Raw genomic sequence first — 22,169 nt, 5'->3', positions numbered from 1 at the left:
CGGACGATTGTAAGGCCTCAGCGGGCTCTGGCGTCCGCGACGGGCGGCGCGGGGGTGGCGGCGGTGCCGGGGCGCGCGGGAACGCTGGTTGCGGGAGCGGGAGCGGGCGCGGGCGGGGCGAGGCGGGCGTGCTCGTCGCGCACGCGTTGCAGGAGATCGCTGTCGTACCAGCGGCCGTCGAGCAGCACCATCGTGGCGTCGGTCTGGATGGGCTTGTCGAGCAGGGTGTAGGTGATCTTCACGTGGGCGGAGCCGCCGCCGCGCTCCAGCGTGTCGATGCTCACCGAGTCGAACGTCTTGTCGATCGACAGCCCGTACACGTCCAGCAGGCGCTTGAAGCCCAGCCACGCCGTCGACCAGGTCGCCATCGATTGCTCGAAGTTCATCGCATGCAGCGCGTCGGGCGTCGAGAGATGGGCCTGCCGCGCGGTGTCGACGACCGTCGCGATGGCCTGTTTCGCCTTCGCCTGATCGCCCCACGACACCGTCTGGGCCCACGGGCCGACGATGTTCACGGCCTCGCGAAGCTGCCGTTTCTGCGACAGCGTCAGGTCCTTCGCCTGGTCGATGGCCGTGAGCGCCATCGACTGGCCGATGCCCGCGATCAGCGGCATCTGGTCCTTGTAGTCGCGGTCGAAGCGGACGAGCGTCGGCCGCAGGTCGGCGAAGAGTTTCTTCTCGGCGTCGGGCTCCGTGAGCCGTTTCACGCCGTTCTCGAACTTCGCCCGGTCCTCGTCCGACATCGGCTCGTTCGCGGCGTTGCGGCGCGGCCAGTCGGCGCGCAGCGTCGCGAAGTCGGCGGGCGGCAGCGCGTGTTTCCAGAAGAGGTCGAACTTACCGTCGCGCAGCAGCTGCAGCGATTCGCGCGTGGCGTCCTCCGGCGAGCCGCCGCCGGGCGTGCCGGGCGCTTCCTTCTGCCGGTTGCAGGCCGCGACGAGCGCGAGGACCAGCAGGAGGGCCAGGGTCTTCGGGAAAGTGCGGGGCATGGCACGCATGTCGACAACGGGATCGGGAAGCGTAACAAGAAAAAACCCCGGAAGCCGGAGGCCTCACGGGGTTATCCAGCCCGAAGCCGGAAAGGGAAATGGCCTTGCCTGCTTTGCTTTGGGCACCGCAGGTTTCGGCGAGGGGAATGATAGTTGGCTCACATTGCTAAAGCAATATGTCAGGTTATGCGCCGTAACTCACTGATTTAGTTGGTGCGAAGCGATTCGATCTTCTTCGCGCGGCGTTCGGACCGCGGCAGGCCGTAGTCGTTGTCGAACAGCGCGCTTTCCCAGGCGCCGTACGTCGGGTTCGGCAGCACGAACCAGCGCTCTCCGATCCACGCGGTGTACGGCGCCATGGCCTTCGCGCGACCTTCGGCGTTGTTGCCATACACGTCGGTGAAGTCGCCGATCTGATCGCCGAACTGCATCAGCACGCGATGGTCCTTGCCGACCAGCTGGCGGCGGCAGCCCTTCTCGCTCCCCGCCTGCTCGCATCCTTCGACGAAGGTGCCCAGGCCCAGGAACGAGGACTTGCCCGCGACCGGGAAACCGGCCGAACGGAGGTTGGCGAGCGTCGCCTCGTCGAGATCCTTCGCCCGGTTCGAGATGTAGAACACGGCCACGCCATGGTCGGCGGCGAACTTCGTGAATTCGAGCGCGCCGGGTAGCGGACGGGCGATCGCCTCCTTGCACCACGCCGCCCATGCGGCCTCGTCGAACTCGCCGCCCGAGCGCACGAGGCGGGCCTGGTAGGGCGAGTTGTCGAGCACGGTCTCGTCGATGTCGAGGATCACGGCCGGCTTCAGACCCTTCAGCGACGGGTGCGCGGCACGGTCCGCCTTCGGCAGGGCGTCCCAGGTCGGGTCCTTCTTCGCCCTGAGGAGTTTCTCCGTCGCGTCGCGGTAGGTCTGCAGATAGATGAAATCGTGCTCGCTCGCGTTCTGCGACCAGGCCACGGCGTTGAGGTTGTCGTCGGCGGCGGGGCCAGCCGGCGCCGGCGCGGACGCGCTGGCACTCGACGCCGGAACCGGCATCGGCGCGGTGGCCTTCGGCGTGTGAGCGCAGCCCGCGAGTGACAGCGCGGCCGCGAGTGCGACCGGAGCGAACCTGATCATGCAAACCCCTGTGGAGACGGGCACCGCGCCCGTGGCGCGGCGATTCTGCGGGCAGTTTACGACAGCGTGACGACGGCGGCACGCCTCTGGCGCAAAGGGCCCACCTGCTGACAGACTGCGCCCTCATCCACGACGGAACCGTCCATGGAAGTCGCCACCTCGCGATTGCACGCCGTGCGCATCGCCAGTTATATCGCCGCCGGACTCGGCCTGTTCCTCGTCCTTTACCTGCGTCTGTTGCCGGCGCTCCTGGCCGGACTCCTGGTCTACGAGGTGGTCGTGTCGACCGCGCCGCTCATGGGCCGCCGGCTTTCGGGCGACCGGGCGCGCGTGCTCGTCGTGGCCCTCGTCGGCGTGCTCGTGGTGGGCCTCCTCACGCTCCTCGTGTTCGGCGGCATCAGCTTCTTCCGCAACGAGATCGGCAATCCGGAAGACCTCTGGCAGAACCGGCTCATGCCGCTGGTCGAGCGCGCACGACAGCAGCTGCCGCCCGCGATCGTCGACCGCCTGCCGGACAGCGTGGAGGCGCTGCGCGTGACGGCGATGGACTGGGCGCGCTCGCACGCCGTCACGCTGCAGCTGGCGGGCAAGGAAGCCGCTCGCGTGGTGGTGCACATCCTGATCGGCCTCGTGCTGGGCGCGATCGTGGCACTCAGCCGTACGCGGCCGACGCACCAGGTCGGGCCGTTCGCGGCGGAGCTGAGCCTGCGCGCCGCGCGCCTCGCCGACGCCTTCCACAACATCGTCTTCGCGCAGATCAAGATCTCGCTGTTCAATACCTTGTTCACCGCGATCTATCTGCTCGCCGTGCTGCCGATGTTCGGCGTGCACCTGCCGCTGACGAAGACGCTGATCGTGATCACCTTCGTGGTGGGCCTGCTGCCCGTGATCGGCAACCTCCTGTCCAACACGGCCATCACCGTCGTCGGCCTGTCGGTATCGCTGTACGTCGGTCTCGGCGCGCTGGCGTTCCTGATCGTCATCCACAAGTTCGAGTACTTCCTCAACGCGCGTATCGTCGGCAGTCAGATCCGTGCGCGCGCGTGGGAGCTGCTCGTTGCGATGCTGCTGTTCGAGGCGGCGTTCGGGCTGCCCGGCGTGGTGGCGGCGCCGATCTTCTACGCCTACCTGAAAGCCGAGCTGGAAGCCGAACGGCTGATCTGACCTCGCGGGCTTGATGCCGCGTTCATCGCCGTGCTGCTGGAATCGCGCCACCCCGAGGAGCCCTTCATGCCGGATACCCCGTACAACGCACGCGCCATCCGCATCGTCACGTACGTGCTGGCGGCGCTCGCGCTATGGGGCATCCTGATGCTCCATCTCATCTCCGCGCTTCTGGCGGGGCTCCTGGTCTACGAGGTCGTGGAAACGCTGACGCCGCTGATCCGGCGGGTCGTCCCCGGCGAGCGCGCCCGCTTCTTCGCCGTCGGCGTGGTCACCGTGGTGGTCGTCGGCGCGATCATCGGGATCGTCGTGGCCGCGTTGACGTTCTACCGTCGCGACCTGGGCGATCCCCAGGCGCTGTGGGATGCCAAGCTGCTGCCGCTCCTGACCAAGGCGCACGAGCAGCTGCCCGCCTGGCTCACGTCGAACCTGCCCGACAGCTTCATCGACTTTCGCGAGCAGGGCATGGCCTGGGCCCACGAGCACTCCGGCGACCTGCGCCTGGTCGGCACGACCGCCGCGCGCGTCTTCGCCCATGTCCTGATCGGCCTCGTGCTCGGCGCCATCGTGGCCGTGAGTCACGGTGCCGGACACCGGCCGTCGCGTCCGCTGTCGTCGGAGCTGGCGACGCGCGCCGCGCGGCTCGCGCGCGCCTTCCACAACATCATCTTCGCGCAGCTGAAGATCTCGGCGATCAACACGGCCCTCGCCGGTCTCTTCCTGCTGGTCGCGCTGCCGCTGTTCGGCGTGCACGTGCCGCTGGCGAAGACGCTCGTGATCGTGACCTTCGTGACCGGCCTGCTGCCCGTCGTCGGCAACCTCATCTCGAACACGCTCGTGACGATCGCGGCGCTATCGGTATCGCTATGGGTGGGCGTGGCCGCGCTCGGTTTCCTCGTCGTCGTGCACAAGCTCGAGTACTTCCTCAACGCGCGCATCGTCGGCGGACAGATCCGGGCGCGCACCTGGGAGCTGCTCGTCGCGATGCTCGCCTTCGAGGCCGCGTTCGGCCTGGCGGGGCTGGTGGCCGCGCCGATCTACTACGCCTACCTGAAGAGCGAGCTCGAGGCCGAAGGCCTGGTGTGATCCCGCGCCGCTGCGCGGCATCGCCGATGCGATCGGGTGCTCGCGATGGCGTCAGCCGCCGGCGAGCATGGCGCGGATGCGCGCCATGTGCGTCGCCGCCGTCTCCTTCTTCACCTCGGCGTCGGCTTCCGGATCCTTGCCGTCCCAGTGCAGGTCGTCCTGCGGCAGCTCGTCGAGGAAACGGCTGGGATCGTTGGTGAGGATCTCGCCGTACTTGCGCGACTTCGCGGCGAAGGAGAGCGTCAGCAACTCCTTCGCGCGGGTGATGCCGACGTACATCAGGCGCCGTTCCTCGTCGAGGCGCCCTTCGTCGATCGCACCCTCGTGCGGAAGGGTGCCGTCCTCGCAGCCCACGATGAACACGAAGCGGAATTCGAGGCCCTTGGCCGAGTGCAGCGTCATCATGCGCAGCGCGTTGCCCGGATCGTCGCGGTCGGCATGGCTGAGGAGTGCCAGCTGCGCCGCGATGTCGCCGGTGCGGCCGCCGTCCTTGCCCATCGCGCGGAACCAGTCGGTCAGTTCGCGCAGGTTGCCCAGCCGACGTTCGCGCAGCGCTTCGTCGGGCGTCGAGGCGGCGATCTGCGCGCCGTATCCGGTCTTCTCGATGACGGTGTTCACCAGGTCCGCGGCGCTTTCGTGCACGGCGTGGCTGCGCAGTTCGTCCATCAGCCGCGCGAAGCTGGCAAGCGCGCCCGCCGGACGGGGGCTGATGGATTTCAGCGCCGCGTCGCTACGGGCGGCGTCGAGGAGCGAGGCGTTGCGTGTCTGCGCGATCTGCCCGAGCTTCTCCAGCGACGTGGCGCCGATCTCGCGCTTGGGCACGTTGACGACGCGCAGGAAGGCGGCGTCGTCGGTCGGGTTGGTGATCAGCCGCAGGTAGCAGAGGATGTCCTTCACCTCGGCGCGGTCGAGGAACGACAGCGCACCGCTGAGGTGGTACGGCACGCGCGCCAGGCGCAGCGCCTTCTCGATCACGCGCGCCTGGAAGTTGCCGCGGTAAAGGATGCAGAAGTCGTCCCAGCGAACGCCCTTTTCCTTGTACTTCTCGTGCAGGTTCGATGCGATGGCGGCGATGCGTTCGGCCTCGTGCTCGTTGTCCTTGCACTCGAGCACGCGGATCGGCGGACCCTCGATGTGGTCGCTCCAGAGCTTCTTCTCGTGCACGTGCGGGTTGTTCGCGATCAGCTGGTTCGCGGCACGCAGGATGCGCTTCGCGCAGCGGTAGTTCTGCTCCAGCTTGATCACGCGCAGGTTGGGGAAATCGCGGCCGAGCTGGTCGATGTTCTCCGGATTCGCACCGCGCCACGCGTAGATGCTCTGGTCGTCGTCGCCGACGCAGGTGAAGCGCGCCTTCGGGCCTGCGATGGCCTTCAGCAGGCGGTACTGCGCGTCGTTGGTGTCCTGGTATTCGTCGACCAGCAGGTAGCGCAGGCGCTCCTGCCAGATGGCGCGCGCCTCGTCGTCCGTCTCGAGGATGCGCAGCGGCAGCCGGATGAGGTCGTCGAAGTCCACCGCGTTGAAGGCGGCGAGGCGCTGCTGGTAGAGATCGTAGATCGTCGCGGCCTCGATCTCGCGCGGACTGCGCGCGGAGGCCATCGCTTCCTCGGGCGTCAGGCCGGCGTTCTTCGCGCGGCCGACGAGGTTGCGAATGCCCTGGATCACCTCGGGCTTCACGCCCTTGGGCGAGAGCTCCTTGATCATGTTCGCGCTGTCGTCGGCGTCCAGCACCGAGAACCCGCGGCGCAACTGCGCGCGGTCGTGCTCGATCTGCAGGAACTTCAGGCCCAGCGCATGGAAGGTGCACACCGTCAGCGCCCGGGCGGCATCGTCCGAAATGAGCTTCGAGACGCGCTCGCGCATCTCCTTCGCCGCCTTGTTGGTGAAGGTGATCGCGGCGATCTTCTCGGCGGCGAGATGCCGGCGGGAAATCAGGTGCGAGATCTTCTCCGTGATGACACGGGTCTTGCCGGAGCCGGCGCCGGCCAGCACGAGGAGGGGGCCGTCGCAGTATTCGACGGCCGCGTGTTGTTGCGGGTTGAGCATCGTGGGATCGGCCACTAGGACAGGCGGACGAGGGCCCCGATGGTAGCAGGTGGAGGCCCCGGGCTCGCGAGCGGTAAACTGGACCGTCACGTACCGGAAAGTCCATGGCCAAGCTCTACTTCTACTACTCGGCGATGAATGCCGGAAAGACCACCACGCTGCTGCAGAGCGCGCACAACTACCATGAGCGCGGGATGCGGACGCTGATTCTCACGCCGGCGCTGGACGACCGCTACGGCGAAGGCGTCGTGGCCTCCCGGATCGGCCTCCAGGCCCGCGCGATGCGGTTCGCGGGGGAGGACGACATCTTCGCGATCGTCGAGAAGGACATCGCGAACCGCGGCGCGCTCCACTGCGTGCTGGTGGACGAGGCGCAGTTCATGAGCAAGGCGCAGGTCTGGCAGCTGTCGGACGTGGTCGACCGCCTGGGCATCCCGGTCCTGGCCTACGGCCTGCGGACCGATTTTCGCGGCGAGCTCTTCGAGGGCAGCCGTTATCTGCTGGCGTGGGCCGACAACCTGGAGGAGATCAAGACGATCTGCCACTCGGGCAAGAAGGCCACGATGGTCGTCCGTGTCGACGAGCACGGGCGCGCCGTGACCCAGGGCCCGCAGGTTGAGATCGGCGGAAACGACCGCTATGTCTCCGTCAGTCGCGCCGAGTTCAAGAGCATCACCGGCGGCGACGGACGTATCGAGCTTCAGCAGCCCGTGCTGCCCCTCGGCGAAACCGACCCCGAAGAAGGATCCCACGCGTGACCGAGACGACGACCCCCGCCGCCGAATGGCCGCGCCCCTACTGGCAGGAAAGCGACGAGCAGGCCGTGCTCCTGTTCTTCGTCTTCGGCGCCTTCCCCGAGGACCTCGCCATTCCGGCCGCGAAGTACGGTAGCCCGGGCCTGCCCGAGGGCGTCGAGCTGCAGCGCTTCCAGAACGCCGTGCTCGCGCGTTGGGAAGGCTACCCGCTTTCCGGCGCGCTCGGCGAACTGTTGCGCGAGGACAACGCCGAGGCCTTCAAGGCCGCGAAGGCCGCACCGCATGTGATCGCGATCCGTGGGCGCTTCCCCGACCGCGACACCCTCGACTACCTGCGCGACACCCTGGGCGTCGTGGCGGGGCTGCTCGATGTCGGCGGCACCGCGGTGGTGGATCCGCAGATCCTGACCCTGTTCGACAAGGGCGCCTGGCGCGAGCACTACCTCGTGCAGGGCGGCGCGCCGCCGCGGAACCACGTGCTGATCCTGTGCAGTCCCGAAGAGACCAAGGGTCGTTCGTGGATCCGGACCCGCGGCATGCGCAAGTTCGGGCGCCCGGACATCAGCCTGACCAACGTGCCCGATCGCGAAGTCGACCGCGCGGGCGCGCTCTCGGAGCGCCTCGTGGAGCTCGGGGCGCTGGGTTCGCGCTTCGACGACGGGCAGGCGCTCGAGGTCGACGGCGTGCCGGGCGGCCTCGCCGTCGTGCTTTCCGGCGACGAGGAAGATCCACGCTTCAACAACTCCCATGCGGCGATGCGCTGGCCGGACTGACGCGTCAGTCCGGCGCGAACGCGTTGAGCCAATGCACGAACTTTGCCGTGTCGCCGTCCTCGTGGATGTCGACCGCGACGAAGTTCGGCTTGCGCCCCGCGGCGGGACGACAGTAGTCGACGTAGCGGACGTGTAGCCGGTCGAAGGCGTTGTCCGCCGCCACGTGCCAGTCGGTCAGGGGCGTCGACGCGTCGTGGAAATGGTTCATGGTGAAAAGCCGGCGCCATCCCGGTTTGCCCGCGACCTCCGGTTCCGAGAGGGGAACGTGGTTCCATCGGGTGTAGCACGCGTAATTGTGCTCGATGACCGGTGTGCCGAGGCTCCAGTAATTCTCCACCGTGAACGCGTCGCTACGCATGAAGTGGACCGGCCCCGCCTGCGTGTCGATGCGGCCGCTTTGCTCGTTGGCGAGAGTGAAGACGAGGATGCGCCGGCCGCTCTGCACGATCGCTTCGTAGGACGGCCAGCCATCGGTGTCCCACGCGTCGGGATCGAACGTCATCGCCGCCAGGGCGGGCGCCCTCTCCAGTTCGGCGACGAGCGCGTCGCGCGTCGTGAAGTCTTCCAGATGGAGCATCAGCACCGCCGACGGATCGCGCTCGAGGAACGGTAGCAGCGTTCCGTTGACCAGATCGGCGAAGTGGGTAGGCGGGGTCGTGCACCGGTTATGGCAAAGGCTCACCCGGCCGCGGTGTTCATGCAGATCGAGCATGAACGCGCGAACGCCCGCGGTGAGCTGCTCCTCGATCGTCTGGCGCTGGTTCGGGAACAAGCCGTTGCTGCTGAACGCGTTGTGCGTCGTCACCCAGCTGTAGCGGTCGAAGGGGCGGCTCAGGTCGGTCGGCGTGTCGGCATTTGCCGCATGGGCCAGCAGGCTGGCGATGGCGAATACCGTCAGTCCGGCGAGCCGCGTGTGCATGGTGGTGGGCACGGGAGACTTCCATGTGGCAAGGCATGGAGAAAGTCTATGAAGCGGTGCCCGGGCGTCGCCGTCGGTTCACTACCCGGGTTCGTGTAGTCCTGGCTACTTCTGGCAGCCTGGGCAGTAGAACGAGGCGCGTTGGCCGAGCGTCACGACGCGGATGGCTGCGCCACAGGTCTTGCAGGGCTCGCCCGCCCGGCCATAGGCGTTGAGTTCCTGGAAGAAGTAGCCCGGCGCGCCGTCCGGCGCGAGGAAGTCGCGCAGCGTCGTGCCGCCCCGTTCGATGGCGTACGCGAGGATGCGCTTCACCTCCACCGCGAGCCACGCGTAGCGCTCGCGCGAGACCTTCCCGGCGGCGCGACGCGGATCGATGCCGGCGGCGAACAAGGCTTCGCTCGCATAGATGTTGCCGACGCCGACGACCACGGCGTTGTCCATCAGGAACGTCTTCACGGCCGCGGTGCGACCGCGCGAGAGGCGCCACAGCAGGTCGCCGTCGAACGCGTCGGTGAGGGGCTCCGGCCCGATGCCTTCGAGCAGCTCGTGCGTTTCGTCCGGCATCTGCCAGAGCAGGGCGCCGAAGCGGCGCGGATCCGTGAAGCGGAGCACGCGGCCGGAGTCGAGCACGATGTCGACATGGTCGTGCTTGCCGGGCGGCGTGTCGGCGGGGAGCACGCGCAGCATGCCGGACATGCCCAGATGCAGCAGTGCCGTACCGGCCGCCGTGTGCAACAGGAGGTACTTGGCGCGCCGTTCCACCGCGTCGACGACCTGGCCCGGCAGCAGCGTCGCGATCTCCGGCGGAATGGGCCAGCGCAGATCGGGACGGCGCAGGACCACGCCGGTTACCCGTCGCCCTTCGACGTGCGGTGCGATTCCGCGGCGGGTGGTCTCGACTTCGGGCAGTTCAGGCATGCGCGAAAGATGGGGTTTCGCGGCGTTCCGGGCAAGCGGTCACGGCGCCGTCGAGGCCGATGTGGGCAAGGACGACGTGCGCGGCGCCCTCGGCAGGGCTTGCGCGGGGACGATGGCGATGCGGTCGCCGATGCGCGCGTAGCGCTGCTTGCCCAGGGCGGTCATCTCGCCGAACTCGATCCGTGTATCGTCCAGGCGCAACTCGGCCAGCGGGGGCGCCAGGCCGATCTTCGCGGGGTCGAAGGCGCTCGCCGGCCGCCAGTCCGCGACGGGCGTGGCCGCCAGCGACGCGAGTTCGTCGGCGCGACCCTGATCGACGGCGCCGGTGCCGTTCGTCCAGCGGCCGTCGTGGCGGTCGAACCGCTGGACGGGCAGGCCTCTGAGCGACACCTCGACATGCGCCACGGCGTCCGGATCGAGCGGCGTCAGCAGATGCGCGCGCGCTTCGGCATCGTCGGCATGCCATTGCCAGGCCACCGCGCCCACGAGCGCGATCAACGCGACGATGCCGGCGACGCGTGCGAGCACGTCAGCGCCGCCGGCGCCGCCATGCGATGCCGACGCCGAGCGCCAGCAGCACGAGGGGCAGGAAGACGAGGAAGCCGAAGGTCACGGCGTTGAGGCCGTCCTGCGAGAGCGAGATCACGCGATCGGGCGCGCCGCGCGCGGGCAGATCGACGAGCACGTCGTCGCCGAGCAGCCAGTCGAGGATGCGCTCGCCGAGCGCGCGATTGCCGCCGTTGCCGACATAGGTGTTGGAGAGGAAGTCGCCATCGCCGATCACGACCGCTCGCTGTTCGCTCTTCGCCGGGCTGGGCGAGAGGCGGTTGAGCGCGAACGCGAAATCGAGCGGTCCCTTCAGTTCGCCGGCTTCGGGATGGAAGGCGACCGTCGACGGCTTGTCGTTGTCGATGCCTCCGAACGCGGTCCAGCTGCGTTCGCCGGAACGCAGGAAGGGCACCACGGCCCAGTCGTGATCGGATACCTGCGCGAGCGCCGCGACCTGGGGGAACAGCGTCGTTTCGCGGAACGCGCGCGTGATCGCATGGAAAGGATAATCACCGACCACCACGAGGCGCGGATCGTTGACGTTGAGCGTGCTGCCCTGGCCATCGACGAGGACGCCGGGCAGCACGCGCACGCCGAGCACGTCGGCGAGCGCGCCGGTGCCGAGGTCGTCGTTCGCGGGCTCGGTGAGCCAGAGCAGGTTGCCGCCGTCGCGCACGTAGTCGACGAGCGCCGTCACGCTCTGGGCGGGCAGGGCGGCCACCGGGCTCGCCAGCACCACGAGGTCGGTGTGCTCGGGAACGCCGCGCGTCTGGCTGAAGTTGAGGGGCACGGCCCGGATGCCGCGCCGTTCCACCTGGCGCATGAACGTGCCGAGGTCGGCATTCGCACGACCGTCGGCCTGGCGCTCGCCGTCGCCGGTGACGAAGGCGACGATGCGCTGGCCGCCGCGCGCGAGGCGTTCGAGCGCGTTGGACAGGTTGCGTTCGTTGATGGGGCTTTCGACGCGTTCCTCGCGGCCGTGGTAACGGATCAGCAGCGCGCCGTCGCCGGCGATGCCCAGCTGCCGCGAGGCCGCCGGATCGAGGTCGGGATCGACGAAGGAGAGGACCAGATCGGGTTTCGCGCGCGTGTAGCGCTCCATCACCCCGGCGATCTGCTCGCGCAGCGGGCCGGCTGGCGACAGGTAGCCGACGACCTCGACGCGGCCCGGAAGTTTTCCGAGCACGGCGACGCTCTCCGGCGCGAGGCTGGCGCGCGCGCCGCGCGTCCAGTCCCACGTCCAGCTGTGCCGGGCGCTGAGGAAGCCGAGGCAGCCGGTCGCGACGATCAGGCCGAGGAGCACGAACCAGCGGTCGAGACGGCGCATCACTGGCGCTCCCGGTCGGCGCCCAGGCGACGGATCGCGAGGGTCAGGGCGAATGCGATCGCGAGCGCGAACCATGCGAGGTCCGCGGTGGTCACGAGGCCGCGCAGGAGGTTCTGCAGGTGCGTCGCCATCGTCAGCCACTCGAGGAACCCACCGTTCACGCCGGCCGCCTGGGCGCCCCGGTCGATCGTCCACAAGGCGAGCGTGACGATCAGCGCCATGGCGGCGGCGATGGCGGGAAAGCTCGTCGCCGCCGAGCAGGCGATGCCGATGGCGGCGAGCGTGGCCAGCATCAGCGCCGTGCCGAGGGTGGCCGAGGCCAGCTTGCCCCAGTCGGCGGTCGACTCGAGGCCGACGACAAGCGGCATGGCGAGTGTCGCCATCAGCCACAGGGCGAGCCACACGAGCACCGCGAGGTACTTGCCGAGCACGATCCGCCACGGCGGCAGGCCGGTCGAGGCGAGGAGGGCGAGGGTGCCGTTCCGGCGCTCGCCGGCGAGCTGCGTCATCGTCATCAGCGGCACGACGAGGAAGGCGAGCTTGGCGAGCTCGGCCAGCAGCGGAATGGCGACGAGATCGGTGAAGCCCGGCGCGTCGGCCACCGCGGCGTATTTCACCTGCTGGGCGACGAACTGGCCGAGGCCGAGGATGAAGGTCCACGCGAGCCAGGCGATGGTGAGCGCGGCGAGCGCCCAGGCCAGCGGACGGACCGCGAGGCGGCGGAGTTCGAGTCGCGTGACGGCGAGGACGGTCATGCCGCGTTCCCCGTGGCGATGCCGAAGAAGGTGGCCTCCAGCGCCTTGCCGCCTTCGTCGCCCTGCAGCGGGGCGTCATGGCGGAGCGAGCCCTGGTGGAGGATCGCCACCCGGTCGCACACGGCGACGACCTCGCCGAGCACATGCGTGGAAAGAATGATTGCCGCTCCGGCGGCGGCGCGCTCGCGGATGAGCTTGCGCAACTCGCCGACCTGGACGGGATCGAGCGCGTTCGCCGGTTCGTCGAGGATGATCAACGCCGGATCGTGCACGAGGGCGCACGCCAGCCCCAGCCGCTGGCGTTGGCCCTGGGAAAGGACTCCGGCCATCCGCCGCCGCAGCGGCTCCAGCTGGAGGCGCGCGACCATCGCATCGGCCGCCCGGCGAGCGGCCGCGCGCGTCGCCCCGCGCAGCCGGGCGAACGCCAGCAGGTGCTCGTCGACCGAAAGTTCGGGCCACAAGGGGGCGCTTTCGGGGAGCCAGCCCACGAGCGTGCGTGCCAGGCCGGGGTGGGCCACGAAATCCTTTCCGGCCAGGAGGATCCGTCCGCGATCGGGTCGCAGGGCGCCCGCGAGCATCGAAAGCGTCGTGGATTTGCCCGCGCCATTGACGCCGAGCAGGCCAAGCACTTCACCGCCGTTCAGGCGGAACGAGACGTCGGCGACCGCCGCGCGGCCGGCGCGGCGGCGTGAAACGCCTTCGACGTTCAGCAAGCCGTCTCCGATCATGCCCGTACGTCGCCCATCGCCGCGCTTCTTGCAGAATCCTGCTCCCATCGTGTCGACGGGGCGGCGGGCGGATGAACGGTGGGCGTCGGTGTCATCCCGCGATTGTGCGGAATGGCCGCCGGATCCGACAACCGCCGTTTTCACAAATCGCCGGAAACCGTGCTGGTGGGTATGGAACCGGCTGGTTAGACTGGTCAGGCACGATCCCTTCACTTCCCGCGCGGTACCGACTGAATGCTCGACACCCTGCTCGATTTCCTGTCCAACGGCCTCACCCGCGCAAGCTGGGGCGAGATCGTCGTGTACATGCTGGTGGTCACCCAGCTCACCATCTTCACGGTGACGCTCTACTACCACCGTAGCGCGACCCATCGCGGCGTGGATTTCCACTGGACCCTCAACGGCTTCTTCCGTTTCTGGGGCTGGCTGACCACGGGCATGGTGGTGAAGGAGTGGGTGGCCATCCACCGCAAGCACCACGCCAAGGTCGAGACCGAGGAGGATCCGCACAGCCCGCAGATCTTCGGCATCAAGAAGGTCTTCCTCGACGGCGTCTCCCTCTACCGTGAGGCCAGCGAAAACAAGGCCGACATGGAGAAGTACGGTCGCGGCACGCCCGACGACTGGTTCGAGCGTCACCTGTTCGGCAAGCACCCGTACTGGGGTCCGGTCCTCATGGCCGTGATCGACCTGTCGCTGTTCGGCGTGGTCGGCATGGCGCTTTGGGCGGTGCAGATGATCTGGATCCCGTTCTGGGCCGCCGGTTTCGTCAACGGCATCGGCCACTGGTGGGGCTACCGCAACTTCGAGAGCTCCGACACGGCCACGAACATCTCGCCGTGGGGCTTCTGGATCGGTGGCGAAGAGCTGCACAACAATCACCACGCGTTCCCGAGCTCGGCGAAGTTCGCGCTGCGCAAGTGGGAGTTCGACATCGGCTGGGCGGCCATCTGCGGCCTGCGCTTCCTCGGCCTCGCAAAGGTGCTCCGCGTCGCGCCGACGCTGAACATCCGCCCGAACGTCCACCTGCCGGACGCCGAGACGCTCAAGGGCGTGCTCGCGCTGCGGTTCCAGGCCACCACCGATTACTACCGCAACGTCATCCTGCCGACGATGCGCGAGGAAGTCGGCCAGGCCGGCGAGAGCATCAAGGCCATTCCGCGTCGCCTGCGCCGCGCGCTGGCCGATGGCGGCCGCTGGCTGGACAACGACGCCCGCGAGCGCATGCATGCCGCGCTCGCCAATCGCCCCGCGCTGCAGACCGTGTGCGAGTTCCGCGCTCGCCTCGTCGCGCTGATGGAAGAGCGCGGTGCGGAGAAGTCGCTCAAGGCGCTCCAGCAGTGGATCGTCGAGGCGGAGCAGAGCGGCATTCGTTCGCTCCAGCAGTTCGCGCAGCGCCTGAAGGGGTACTCCGCGGTCGGCGTCTGAATCGAAGCGCCACGCGGGTCCGAAAGGGCGCCGACTCGGGAGGGTCGGCGCCTTTTTCATGCGTGGACGATCACCAGTGTCGTGCCGCGTCGGCGAACAGTTCGACGGCCCAGTCGATGAAGGCGCGCACGGCGGGGGCGAGGTGGCGACTCTGCGGATAGAGGGCCGACACCGGTTCCAGGGGCGCATCGACATCGGCGAGCACCCGGATCAGACGCCCCTCCGCGAGCGGCTCGCGCACCATGTAGCTGGCGGCACGGATCAGGCCCAGCCCGGCCATGCCGGCCGCGACATACGCATCGGTGTCGTTGACGCGGACGCGTTCCTTCATCGCGATGCTCACCGTCTCCGTCCCTTGCCGGAACGGCCACGCGATCGAGCGGCCCGTCTGGCTGTTCACGTAGCCAACGGCCGTGTGCCGGCCCAGTGCCTCGATGGAGTCGGGCATGCCGTGACGTTCGAAGTACGCCGGTGAACCGCACACGTACCATCGGAACGCGCCGAGGCGACGGGCGACGAGGCGCGAGGGGCGAAGCTCGCCGGCCCGGATCACGCAGTCGATGCCGCGCTGGATGACGTCGACGGTGGCGTCCGCCAGGTGCAGGTCGAGGTCGATGCCCGGATACCGTGCGTGGAAGCCGCCCAGGGCGGGAATGATGAAATGCGTCGCGAGCGACGGGGTGGTGCCGATCGTGATCGATCCTCGGGGCGCGCCGGCCTGCTGAGCCGTGGCCTCCGCCGCCCGCACGTCGTGCAGGATCGCCTTGCAGCTGTCGAAGTAGCGCAGGCCCGCGTCCGTGAGGCTCAGGGAGCGGGTCGTCCGGTTAAGCAGTCGCGCGCCCAGATGCGCTTCGAGCTCCTTGATGGTGCGCGTCACCGTCGACGGAAGGACGTGCATCGTCTCGGCGGCCCCGCGGAAGCTGCCGGCCTCGATCACGCGAATGAAGGTCTCCATCGCCTGCAGACGATCCATGCGGGGGCTCCGTGGCGCGGCCGGCGCACCGACCAGGATTGTTGCGCGATGACGAACTATGAAGTCGTGCGCGCGCAGCCTATCACCGGCTTCTCATCGAGCACCATGGTGGCTGGCTTGGTCATTGCATCGAAGAGGGCGAACAACATGGTGAACGAAAGCGAAGTGCTCAAGGACGTCCTCGTCCTCGGCGCGGGACAGCTGGGCATGGCGGTGCTGCGCGCGCTGGCGCCGCGCGCTCGGGCGGCGGGCCACCGACTGACGGTGCTGGTGTCGCCGGCGAGCCTGACCGAGCCGTCGGGGCAGGAGGCGCTCGAACGGTTGGGCGTCGACGTCATCGGCTTCGACCTCATGGCGGACGAAGCATCGCTGGCGGCGCTCTTCTCGCGGTACCGCACGGTGCTGAACGCGACCGGGTTCGTCGCGGGTCCGGGAACGCAGATGAAGATCACGCGCGCCGTGCTGGCGGCAGGGGTTCGCCGTTACTTCCCGTGGCAGTTCGGGGTGGATTACGACGTCGTCGGACGTGGCAGTGGGCAGCCCGTCTTCGACGAGCAATACGACGTCCGTCAGGTGCTGCGTGCGCAGCGGGGAACCGAATGGGTGATCGTGTCGACGGGCATGTTCACGAGTTTCCTGTTCGAGCCGGCGTTCGGCGTGGTCGGCCTCGACGCGGGAAAGGTCAACGGCCTCGGCAGCTGGGAAACACGAGTCACCGTCACCACGCCCGACGATATCGGCAGGCTCACGACGGAGATTCTTCTGGCCGAGCCTCGGATCGCGAACGAGGTCGTCTACCTGGCCGGCGACACGATCTCGTACGGCGAGCTGGCGGACGTGGTCGAGCGCGTCACGGGGAAGAAGGTCGAAAGGACGCTGTGGACGCTCGACAGGCTGCACGCCGATCTCGCCAACGCGCCCGACGACGTGATGGCGCGATACCGGGCCGCCTTCGCGCGCGGTGACGGGATGTGGTGGGAGATGTCGCGGACGTTCAACCGGCGGCACGGTTACGAGACGGTCGACGTCGAGGGCTACCTGCGATCCCGCCTCGAGTGTTGAAGCAAAAAGAAAGCCGCCTTTCGGCGGCTCCGGCCATCGCGAGATGGCAAGCTTTTATCAAGGCAAAAGAAAGCCGCCTTTCGGCGGCTTTCTTCGCGAGATCACTTGATCTTGCCTTCCTTGTATTCGACGTGCTTCCGGACGACGGGGTCGTACTTCATGAAGACCATCTTTTCCGGGGTGTTCTTCTTGTTCTTGGTGGTCGTGTAGAAGTGACCGGTGCCCGCGGTGGAAATCAGGCGGTGCTTATCGCGCTTGCTTGCCATGTTCGATCTCCTTAGATCTTTTCGCCGCGGGAACGGAGGTCGGCCAGCACGGCTTCGATGCCGTTCTTGTCGATGGTGCGCAGCGCGTGGTTGGAAACGCGCAGCTTCACCCAGCGGTTCTCGCTAGCGACCCAGAAGCGACGCTCGTGCAGGTTCGGCAGCCAGCGGCGACGGGTCTTGTTGTTCGCGTGCGAGACGTTGTTACCGGTCTGCACACCCTTGTTGGTGACTTGGCATCTACGGGCCATGATGACCTCCTCTAGATTCGTTGGACCATCCTTTGGCCAGGACGGCGACGGCCCAGCGACGCGCCGTTCGACCGGGCGCCACGCGATGGCTGGAGGGTGGAGCGCTTCCGCCGCTGAGGGCCCGCATCGCGTGACGGGCCTGCCCGACGCATCGGGTTGGCATAGGGAAGCCGGGCATTCTCTCAGAATCCCACGTGCCCGCGCAAGCCGGACTGTGCGCCGCGCCGTGTTGTATGAAACAATCCCGGCTTTCGTGCCCCCGGCACACGCCCACTCCAGACGACGCCTTCCCGAGGACAACGCAATGGCAGAAATCACCGCCAACGGCCAGGCCGGCCAGCCGCAGCTCGTGCTGCAGAAGATCTACGTGAAGGACGCCTCCTTCGAAGCCCCGAACGCCCCGCAGGTGTTCCAGGAAATGGGCGAGACCGAGGCGCAGCCGCAGGTCCAGCTCAATCTGGGCCACAAGGCGACGGACCTGGGCAACGATCTGTTCGAAGTCGTCCTCAGCCTGACCCTCACCTGCAACCTGGGCGAGCGCACGGCGTACCTGGCCGAAGTGCATCAGGCCGGCATCTTCGGCATCGCCGGCTTCAGCGACGAAGACCGCGACGGCATCCTCGGCTCCTACTGCCCGAACCTGCTGTTCCCGTACGGCCGCCAGATGGTCTCGGCGATGATCCAGGAGGGTGGTTTCCCCCCGTTCCTGCTGCAGCCGATCAACTTCGACGCCCTCTACGCGGAGCAGCAGCGCCAGCAGGTCGAAGGCGTGGGTGCCCATACCCTCAACAGCTGACGCGATGAGCGCCGCTTCCCGACCCACCGTCGCCGTTCTCGGCGCCGGGTCCTGGGGTACCGCGCTGGCCGCGCTGCTGGCGCGCAACGACGTCCCCACGCGACTGTGGGGGCGCGACGCGGACGCGCTCGCGGCCATGGCCGCCGCGCGCCGCAACCTGCGTTACCTGCCCGATCTCGACCTTCCGCCCGAGCTTGCCTATGAGTCCGATCTCGCGGCGGTGCTGCGCGGCGCGGACATCGTCCTCATGGTGGTGCCGAGCCACGCCTTCGCGGCGATGCTCGACCAGATCGTGCCGCTGCTCGAGGCCGGAGCGAAGATCTCCTGGGCGACCAAGGGCTTCGAGACCGGCACCGGCCGTTTCCTGCACGAGCTCGTCAACGAGAAGCTGCCGGGACGCCCCGCGGCGGTCGTCACCGGACCCTCGTTCGCGCGCGAAGTCACGGCGGGCCTGCCCAGCGCGGTCACGGTGCACGCGACCGACGAAGCCTTCGGCAAGGAGCTCGCCGTGCTGCTGCACGCGCCGAACTTCCGTGCCTACACGGGCAACGACATCCTCGGCGCCGAGCTCGGTGGCGCGATGAAGAACGTGCTCGCGGTGGCGACGGGCGTGGCCGACGGCATGGAGCTTGGGCTCAATGCGCGCGCGGGCCTCATCACCCGTGGCATGAACGAAATGCTGCGGCTCGGCGTGGCGCTGGGCGCGCGCGCCGAGACCCTGATGGGACTGGCGGGCCTCGGCGACCTCGTGCTCACGTGCACGGGCGACCTCTCGCGCAACCGCCGGCTGGGCCTCGCCCTCGGCAAGGGCATTCCGCTCGACGAGGCCGTGCGCCAGATCGGCCAGGTGGTCGAGAGTGTCGTCACGGCCGACGAGGTGGCCCGGCTCGCCGGCTTCCACGGGCTGGATCTGCCGATCTCGGCCGCGGTGCGTGCCGTGCTGCATGGTGAAGTCACACCCGCCGAGGGCCTGCGCAGCCTGATGGGCCGTGAGCAGAAGGCCGAGTACCCGGTCGACCTGTTCGCCAACCGGCGCTGAGACGCGGGCCAGGCCGACGCCCGGCTCGCTGAACCGGGCCGGTCCACTGGGTAAAAAGTCCTACGGGTTCCTCATCCTGCGTTTGCTAAGCTTCCTGTTTTGATCGCGCGGGCAGGATCGGTACGGATGCATCAACCGGACGACAAGCGCAGCAGGGGGGACGAGCCGGCCGGTTCGCTGCCGCAGGCGTGGCGGCGCGCGCTCGACGGCGCGGCCCCGGCGGCGCCGACCGACCGCACCGTGCTCGGCTTTTTCGTCGAGGCGGTCAACGACGACCACGAGCCGGCCGCCCGGCTGGACGTCGCGCCCGTGTTGCTTTCCGTCAGCGCCGACGGCCGTTACTCGCGCCCCTTGCCGCTCGACAGTCGCCACCTGCCGGAATCCGCGCTCACGGTGACCGAGAAGCGGCTCGCCGCGACGCTGCTCGGACTGCCCCAGACGTTGCGCAAGAGCCGGAGCTACGCCCGTTTCACCGGTACGCTCGGCGACCAGCTGCTGGCCGAGGTGCTCGACAACGCACCGTGCTTCTTCGGCGGCGTCGCCGGCCTGCAGCTCTCGCGCGGCAAACCGCACGCGTTGCGTTGGCGCTGGAGCCTCGAGAAGGACGGCAGCCAGAAGTTGCTACCCGACGTGCCTGCGAGCCAGCGTCTGTTCCGCGTGGGTTCTCTCTGGTACCTCGATGCCGAACACGCCGAGGTCGGCCCGCTCGAGGGCGACCCGTCCGAGAGCGCGTGGCTCGACCTCCCGGCGCTGCCGCCGGAGAGCACCGCTGCGTTCATCGCCGGCCGCGACGGCACGCGCTTCGGCAATCGTCTTCCGGAACCGCAGGTGTTCGGCGCGATGCGTCGCGCGGAAGTCTCGCCACGGCCCGTGCTCGTACTTCATGCGCTGACGCGCCACGCCCGCCTGGCCGCCGGAACGCCGCCGCTCGCATACGGCCGGCTCGCTTTCGATTACGCCGGCGAGCGCCTGCCCGGACGTGGCGGCGAGCCGCTGGTGCGCCGCGTGCGCAACGGAACGCTCCTCGAGATCTGCCGTCGCCGGGCCGAAGAACTCGCGACCATGGAAAGCCTCGAGTCCGCCGGGCTGAATCCTGCCGTCGACACCGAGGGTCTGCCCTGGGACATGGCGGACACGCTGCCCGAGGACGCCTGGCTCTTTCCGGGCAAGGGCTATGCCGGCGCGCTGGAAGTGAACACGCCGGCGCGATGGCTCGCCCTGCGTCCGCGGCTCGAAGCGGACGGTTTCCTGCTCGAGTACGACCGCAGCTTCCCGTTCGAAGTCCTCGAAGGCCCGGTGCGCTGGTACGGACAGGCCGACGAGGACGATGCCGATCGCGCCTTCGATCTCGAGATCGGCATCGAAGTCGAAGGCAAGCGGGTCAACCTGCTGCCGGCCGTGGCGCAGGCCCTGGCCGAGCATCAGCTCAGCCTGAGCCCGCTCCCGGGCGAGGCGGAAGACTCCGTCTGGTATGCCCCGGTCGACGATCGTCGCCGCGTGCCGGTGCGGCTGAAGGAATTGCGCGGCCTCCTCGCGCCGCTGGCCGAATACCTCGAGAAGCCGCGCCAGCAGCTTCACCTTCCGCGCGTGCAGGCGGGGCGTCTGGAGGAACTCGTGCAGGCCCTGCCGAGCGGCGGGTCGTTCGAAGCGCCGGAGCGACTGCGCGGCTTCACGCGCCGCCTGCGCGAGGCGGCCGAGCGCGCGAGCGACGCCGTGCCGGCCGGCATCCGTGCCGAGCTGCGCGGTTACCAGCGCGATGGCCTGCGCTGGATGAACGCGCTCGCCGAAGCGGGCACCGGCGGTGTGCTCGCCGACGACATGGGCCTGGGCAAGACCCTGCAGCTCATCACGCACCTGGTCGCGCTGAAGGAGAGCGGCAACCTGTCGTCGCCGGCGCTCGTCGTGGTGCCGACGAGCCTCGTGCCGAACTGGATTTCGGAGGTCGCGCGCTTCGCGCCGGAACTCACGTTGCTGGCGCTGCATGGTCCGCAACGCGCCGAGACGTTCGCGCGCATTGCCGAACACGACGTGATCCTGACCACGTACGCACTTCTTCCACGCGACGTCGAGACGCTGAAGAAGCACGCCTTCTCGCTCGTCGTGCTCGACGAGGCGCAACAGGTGAAGAACCCGCGCACGCAGGCGCGCCGCGCGCTGCTCGCGCTGAAGGTGCAGCGTTGCCTGTGCCTCACCGGCACGCCGCTGGAAAACCACCTGGGCGAGCTGTGGTCGCAGATCGACCTCGCGGTGCCGGGCCTGCTCGGCGACGAGGGGGCGTTCCGTCGCCACTATCGCGTGCCGATCGAGAAGCACCAGGACATCGACTGCCAGGATCGGCTCAATCGCCGCATCGCGCCCTTCATCCTGCGCCGCACGAAGGCGCAGGTGGCATCGGAACTGCCGGCGAAGACGGAAATCACGCGTCGCGTCGTCATGGAGCCGAAGCAGCGCGATCTGTACGAAAGCCTGCGCCTGTCGCTGGCGGAAGAGCTGCGCGAGGTGATCGCGCAGCGCGGTATCGCGCACAGCGGCATCGTGGTGCTCGACGCGCTGCTGAAGCTCCGCCAGGTCTGCTGCGATCCGCGCCTCGTGAAGCTCGAAGCCGCGCGTGGCGTCCGCGAATCCGCGAAGTTCGAGCTGCTGATGGACATGCTGCCCGCGCTGCTCGCCGAAGGGCGTCGCGTGTTGCTCTTCAGCCAGTTCACCGAGATGCTCAAGCTCATCGCGCACGAACTCGATCGTCGCCGCATCGCGTACGTCACGCTCACCGGCGAGACACGCGATCGCGCCGAGCCCGTGCAGCGCTTCCAGGACGGCGAGGTACCGCTGTTCCTGCTGTCGCTCAAGGCCGGCGGCGTCGGACTCAACCTCACCAGCGCCGACACCGTCATCCACTACGACCCGTGGTGGAACCCGGCGGCCGAAGCGCAGGCGAGCGATCGCGCGCATCGCATCGGCCAGGACAAGCCGGTCTTCGTCTATCGCCTCATCACGGCGGGAACGGTGGAAGAGCGCATCGAAGAGCTGAAGGCCCGCAAGGCGGAACTCGCCGACGCGGTCCTCGAAGGCGGTGGCAGTCGCGAGCGCCTCAGCTTCGACGAAAGCGACCTCGACGCGCTGCTCGCTCCCTCGACGTAGGTCGCACCGCCGGCGATTGCGCCGGCGATTGCGTCGGACCACGGCGCGAGGCTTGTAATCCATAGGTCACGAGCGTAACTTATGGGTTACGGTCGATC

21 protein-coding genes are annotated in these 22,169 nt (G+C 68.5%); 9 read left to right on the top strand and 12 right to left on the bottom strand.

The features are described from left to right. Window positions 1–17: 17 nt before the first annotated feature. Window positions 18–986 carry a hypothetical protein gene (locus BMY69_RS15295; protein WP_143070491.1) on the bottom strand — a complete coding sequence of 323 codons (969 nt, stop codon included), beginning with the start codon at window positions 984–986 and terminating at the stop codon, window positions 18–20. 206 nt (window positions 987–1,192) lie between these two features. Continuing rightward, on the bottom strand, window positions 1,193–2,104 hold the full coding sequence (locus BMY69_RS15290) for a 5'-nucleotidase, lipoprotein e(P4) family (RefSeq protein WP_090179798.1): 912 nt from the start codon (window positions 2,102–2,104) through the stop codon (window positions 1,193–1,195). A 144-nt stretch (window positions 2,105–2,248) separates the two neighbouring features. Between BMY69_RS15290 and BMY69_RS15285 the strand changes: the two genes are divergently transcribed. Both BMY69_RS15285 and BMY69_RS15280 read left to right on the top strand, forming a co-directional pair. Further along, window positions 2,249–3,268 (top strand): AI-2E family transporter, encoded by a 1,020-nt coding sequence (locus BMY69_RS15285; RefSeq protein ID WP_090179795.1) that lies wholly within the window; start codon window positions 2,249–2,251, stop codon window positions 3,266–3,268. A 66-nt stretch (window positions 3,269–3,334) separates the two neighbouring features. Beyond that, the gene (locus BMY69_RS15280) at window positions 3,335–4,354 is read left to right on the top strand and encodes an AI-2E family transporter (protein ID WP_090057581.1); all 1,020 of its coding nucleotides are present in this window, start codon (window positions 3,335–3,337) and stop codon (window positions 4,352–4,354) included. 51 nt (window positions 4,355–4,405) lie between these two features. On the opposite strand, the gene BMY69_RS15275 is transcribed toward BMY69_RS15280, so the two are convergent. After that, window positions 4,406–6,397: a UvrD-helicase domain-containing protein gene (locus BMY69_RS15275; RefSeq protein WP_090179793.1), complete on the bottom strand. Its 1,992-nt coding sequence runs from the start codon at window positions 6,395–6,397 to the stop codon at window positions 4,406–4,408. Between the two features lie 104 nt (window positions 6,398–6,501). Here BMY69_RS15275 and BMY69_RS15270 point away from each other — a divergent pair, with 104 nt between their 5' ends. Together BMY69_RS15270 and BMY69_RS15265 are read left to right on the top strand one after the other, a co-directional pair. Continuing rightward, the gene (locus tag BMY69_RS15270; RefSeq protein WP_090179790.1) at window positions 6,502–7,155 is read left to right on the top strand and encodes a thymidine kinase; all 654 of its coding nucleotides are present in this window, start codon (window positions 6,502–6,504) and stop codon (window positions 7,153–7,155) included. Further along, the gene (locus BMY69_RS15265) at window positions 7,152–7,925 is read left to right on the top strand and encodes a hypothetical protein (protein ID WP_090057573.1); all 774 of its coding nucleotides are present in this window, start codon (window positions 7,152–7,154) and stop codon (window positions 7,923–7,925) included. The genes BMY69_RS15270 and BMY69_RS15265 overlap by 4 nt, the downstream gene beginning before the upstream one ends. A gap of 4 nt (window positions 7,926–7,929) precedes the next feature. Here BMY69_RS15265 and BMY69_RS15260 read toward each other — a convergent pair whose 3' ends face one another. The 6 genes from BMY69_RS15260 to BMY69_RS15235 all read right to left on the bottom strand — a co-directional run bounded on the left by BMY69_RS15260 (window position 7,930) and on the right by BMY69_RS15235 (window position 13,334). Continuing rightward, window positions 7,930–8,856, bottom strand: a complete 927-nt coding sequence (locus BMY69_RS15260) for a PI-PLC domain-containing protein (protein ID WP_090179787.1) — start codon at window positions 8,854–8,856, stop codon at window positions 7,930–7,932. Window positions 8,857–8,949: 93 nt separating this feature from the next. Continuing rightward, window positions 8,950–9,762 carry a bifunctional DNA-formamidopyrimidine glycosylase/DNA-(apurinic or apyrimidinic site) lyase gene (gene mutM / locus BMY69_RS15255; RefSeq protein WP_090179785.1) on the bottom strand — a complete coding sequence of 271 codons (813 nt, stop codon included), beginning with the start codon at window positions 9,760–9,762 and terminating at the stop codon, window positions 8,950–8,952. Window positions 9,763–9,801: 39 nt separating this feature from the next. Then, window positions 9,802–10,290: a hypothetical protein gene (locus BMY69_RS15250; protein ID WP_090179783.1), complete on the bottom strand. Its 489-nt coding sequence runs from the start codon at window positions 10,288–10,290 to the stop codon at window positions 9,802–9,804. Between the two features lies 1 nt (window position 10,291). Then, complete coding sequence (locus tag BMY69_RS15245) at window positions 10,292–11,638, bottom strand: GldG family protein (RefSeq protein ID WP_177191196.1); 1,347 nt, start codon at window positions 11,636–11,638, stop codon at window positions 10,292–10,294. Next, window positions 11,638–12,393, bottom strand: coding sequence for an ABC transporter permease (locus BMY69_RS15240; RefSeq protein WP_090179778.1), 756 nt, complete (start codon window positions 12,391–12,393; stop codon window positions 11,638–11,640). Before BMY69_RS15240 ends, BMY69_RS15245 begins: the two co-directional genes overlap by 1 nt. After that, window positions 12,390–13,334 carry an ABC transporter ATP-binding protein gene (locus tag BMY69_RS15235; RefSeq protein WP_255364573.1) on the bottom strand — a complete coding sequence of 315 codons (945 nt, stop codon included), beginning with the start codon at window positions 13,332–13,334 and terminating at the stop codon, window positions 12,390–12,392. The genes BMY69_RS15240 and BMY69_RS15235 overlap by 4 nt, the downstream gene beginning before the upstream one ends. Before the next feature lie 21 nt (window positions 13,335–13,355). Here BMY69_RS15235 and BMY69_RS15230 point away from each other — a divergent pair, with 21 nt between their 5' ends. Then, the gene (locus tag BMY69_RS15230; protein ID WP_090057555.1) at window positions 13,356–14,549 is read left to right on the top strand and encodes a DesA family fatty acid desaturase; all 1,194 of its coding nucleotides are present in this window, start codon (window positions 13,356–13,358) and stop codon (window positions 14,547–14,549) included. 70 nt (window positions 14,550–14,619) lie between these two features. Here the strand turns inward: BMY69_RS15230 and BMY69_RS15225 are convergent, their stop codons facing one another. Next, on the bottom strand, window positions 14,620–15,522 hold the full coding sequence (locus BMY69_RS15225; RefSeq protein WP_090057553.1) for a LysR family transcriptional regulator: 903 nt from the start codon (window positions 15,520–15,522) through the stop codon (window positions 14,620–14,622). Between the two features lie 147 nt (window positions 15,523–15,669). Here BMY69_RS15225 and BMY69_RS15220 point away from each other — a divergent pair, with 147 nt between their 5' ends. Then, window positions 15,670–16,584, top strand: a complete 915-nt coding sequence (locus BMY69_RS15220; RefSeq protein ID WP_090180024.1) for an aromatic alcohol reductase — start codon at window positions 15,670–15,672, stop codon at window positions 16,582–16,584. A 101-nt stretch (window positions 16,585–16,685) separates the two neighbouring features. Here the strand turns inward: BMY69_RS15220 and rpmG are convergent, their stop codons facing one another. Both rpmG and rpmB read right to left on the bottom strand, forming a co-directional pair. Beyond that, window positions 16,686–16,850, bottom strand: a complete 165-nt coding sequence (rpmG, locus tag BMY69_RS15215; protein ID WP_036109728.1) for a 50S ribosomal protein L33 — start codon at window positions 16,848–16,850, stop codon at window positions 16,686–16,688. An 11-nt stretch (window positions 16,851–16,861) separates the two neighbouring features. Beyond that, window positions 16,862–17,098 (bottom strand): 50S ribosomal protein L28, encoded by a 237-nt coding sequence (gene rpmB / locus BMY69_RS15210; RefSeq protein WP_089981369.1) that lies wholly within the window; start codon window positions 17,096–17,098, stop codon window positions 16,862–16,864. Window positions 17,099–17,402: 304 nt separating this feature from the next. On the opposite strand from rpmB, the gene secB reads away from it, so the two are divergent. The 3 genes from secB to BMY69_RS15195 all read left to right on the top strand — a co-directional run bounded on the left by secB (window position 17,403) and on the right by BMY69_RS15195 (window position 22,071). Continuing rightward, window positions 17,403–17,894 carry a protein-export chaperone SecB gene (secB, locus tag BMY69_RS15205; RefSeq protein ID WP_090057550.1) on the top strand — a complete coding sequence of 164 codons (492 nt, stop codon included), beginning with the start codon at window positions 17,403–17,405 and terminating at the stop codon, window positions 17,892–17,894. A 4-nt stretch (window positions 17,895–17,898) separates the two neighbouring features. Next, window positions 17,899–18,933 carry an NAD(P)H-dependent glycerol-3-phosphate dehydrogenase gene (locus BMY69_RS15200; protein WP_090179773.1) on the top strand — a complete coding sequence of 345 codons (1,035 nt, stop codon included), beginning with the start codon at window positions 17,899–17,901 and terminating at the stop codon, window positions 18,931–18,933. 126 nt (window positions 18,934–19,059) lie between these two features. Continuing rightward, entirely contained in the window at window positions 19,060–22,071 is a 3,012-nt protein-coding gene (locus BMY69_RS15195; RefSeq protein WP_090057545.1) for a DEAD/DEAH box helicase, read from the top strand. Window positions 22,072–22,169 lie beyond the last annotated feature (98 nt).

The sequence above is a fragment of the Luteibacter sp. UNC138MFCol5.1 genome (assembly GCF_900110505.1).
GTDB lineage: Bacteria > Pseudomonadota > Gammaproteobacteria > Xanthomonadales > Rhodanobacteraceae > Luteibacter.
The sequence above is the reverse complement of the archived record's forward strand: the minus strand, read 5'-3'. Positions and strand labels throughout refer to the sequence as shown.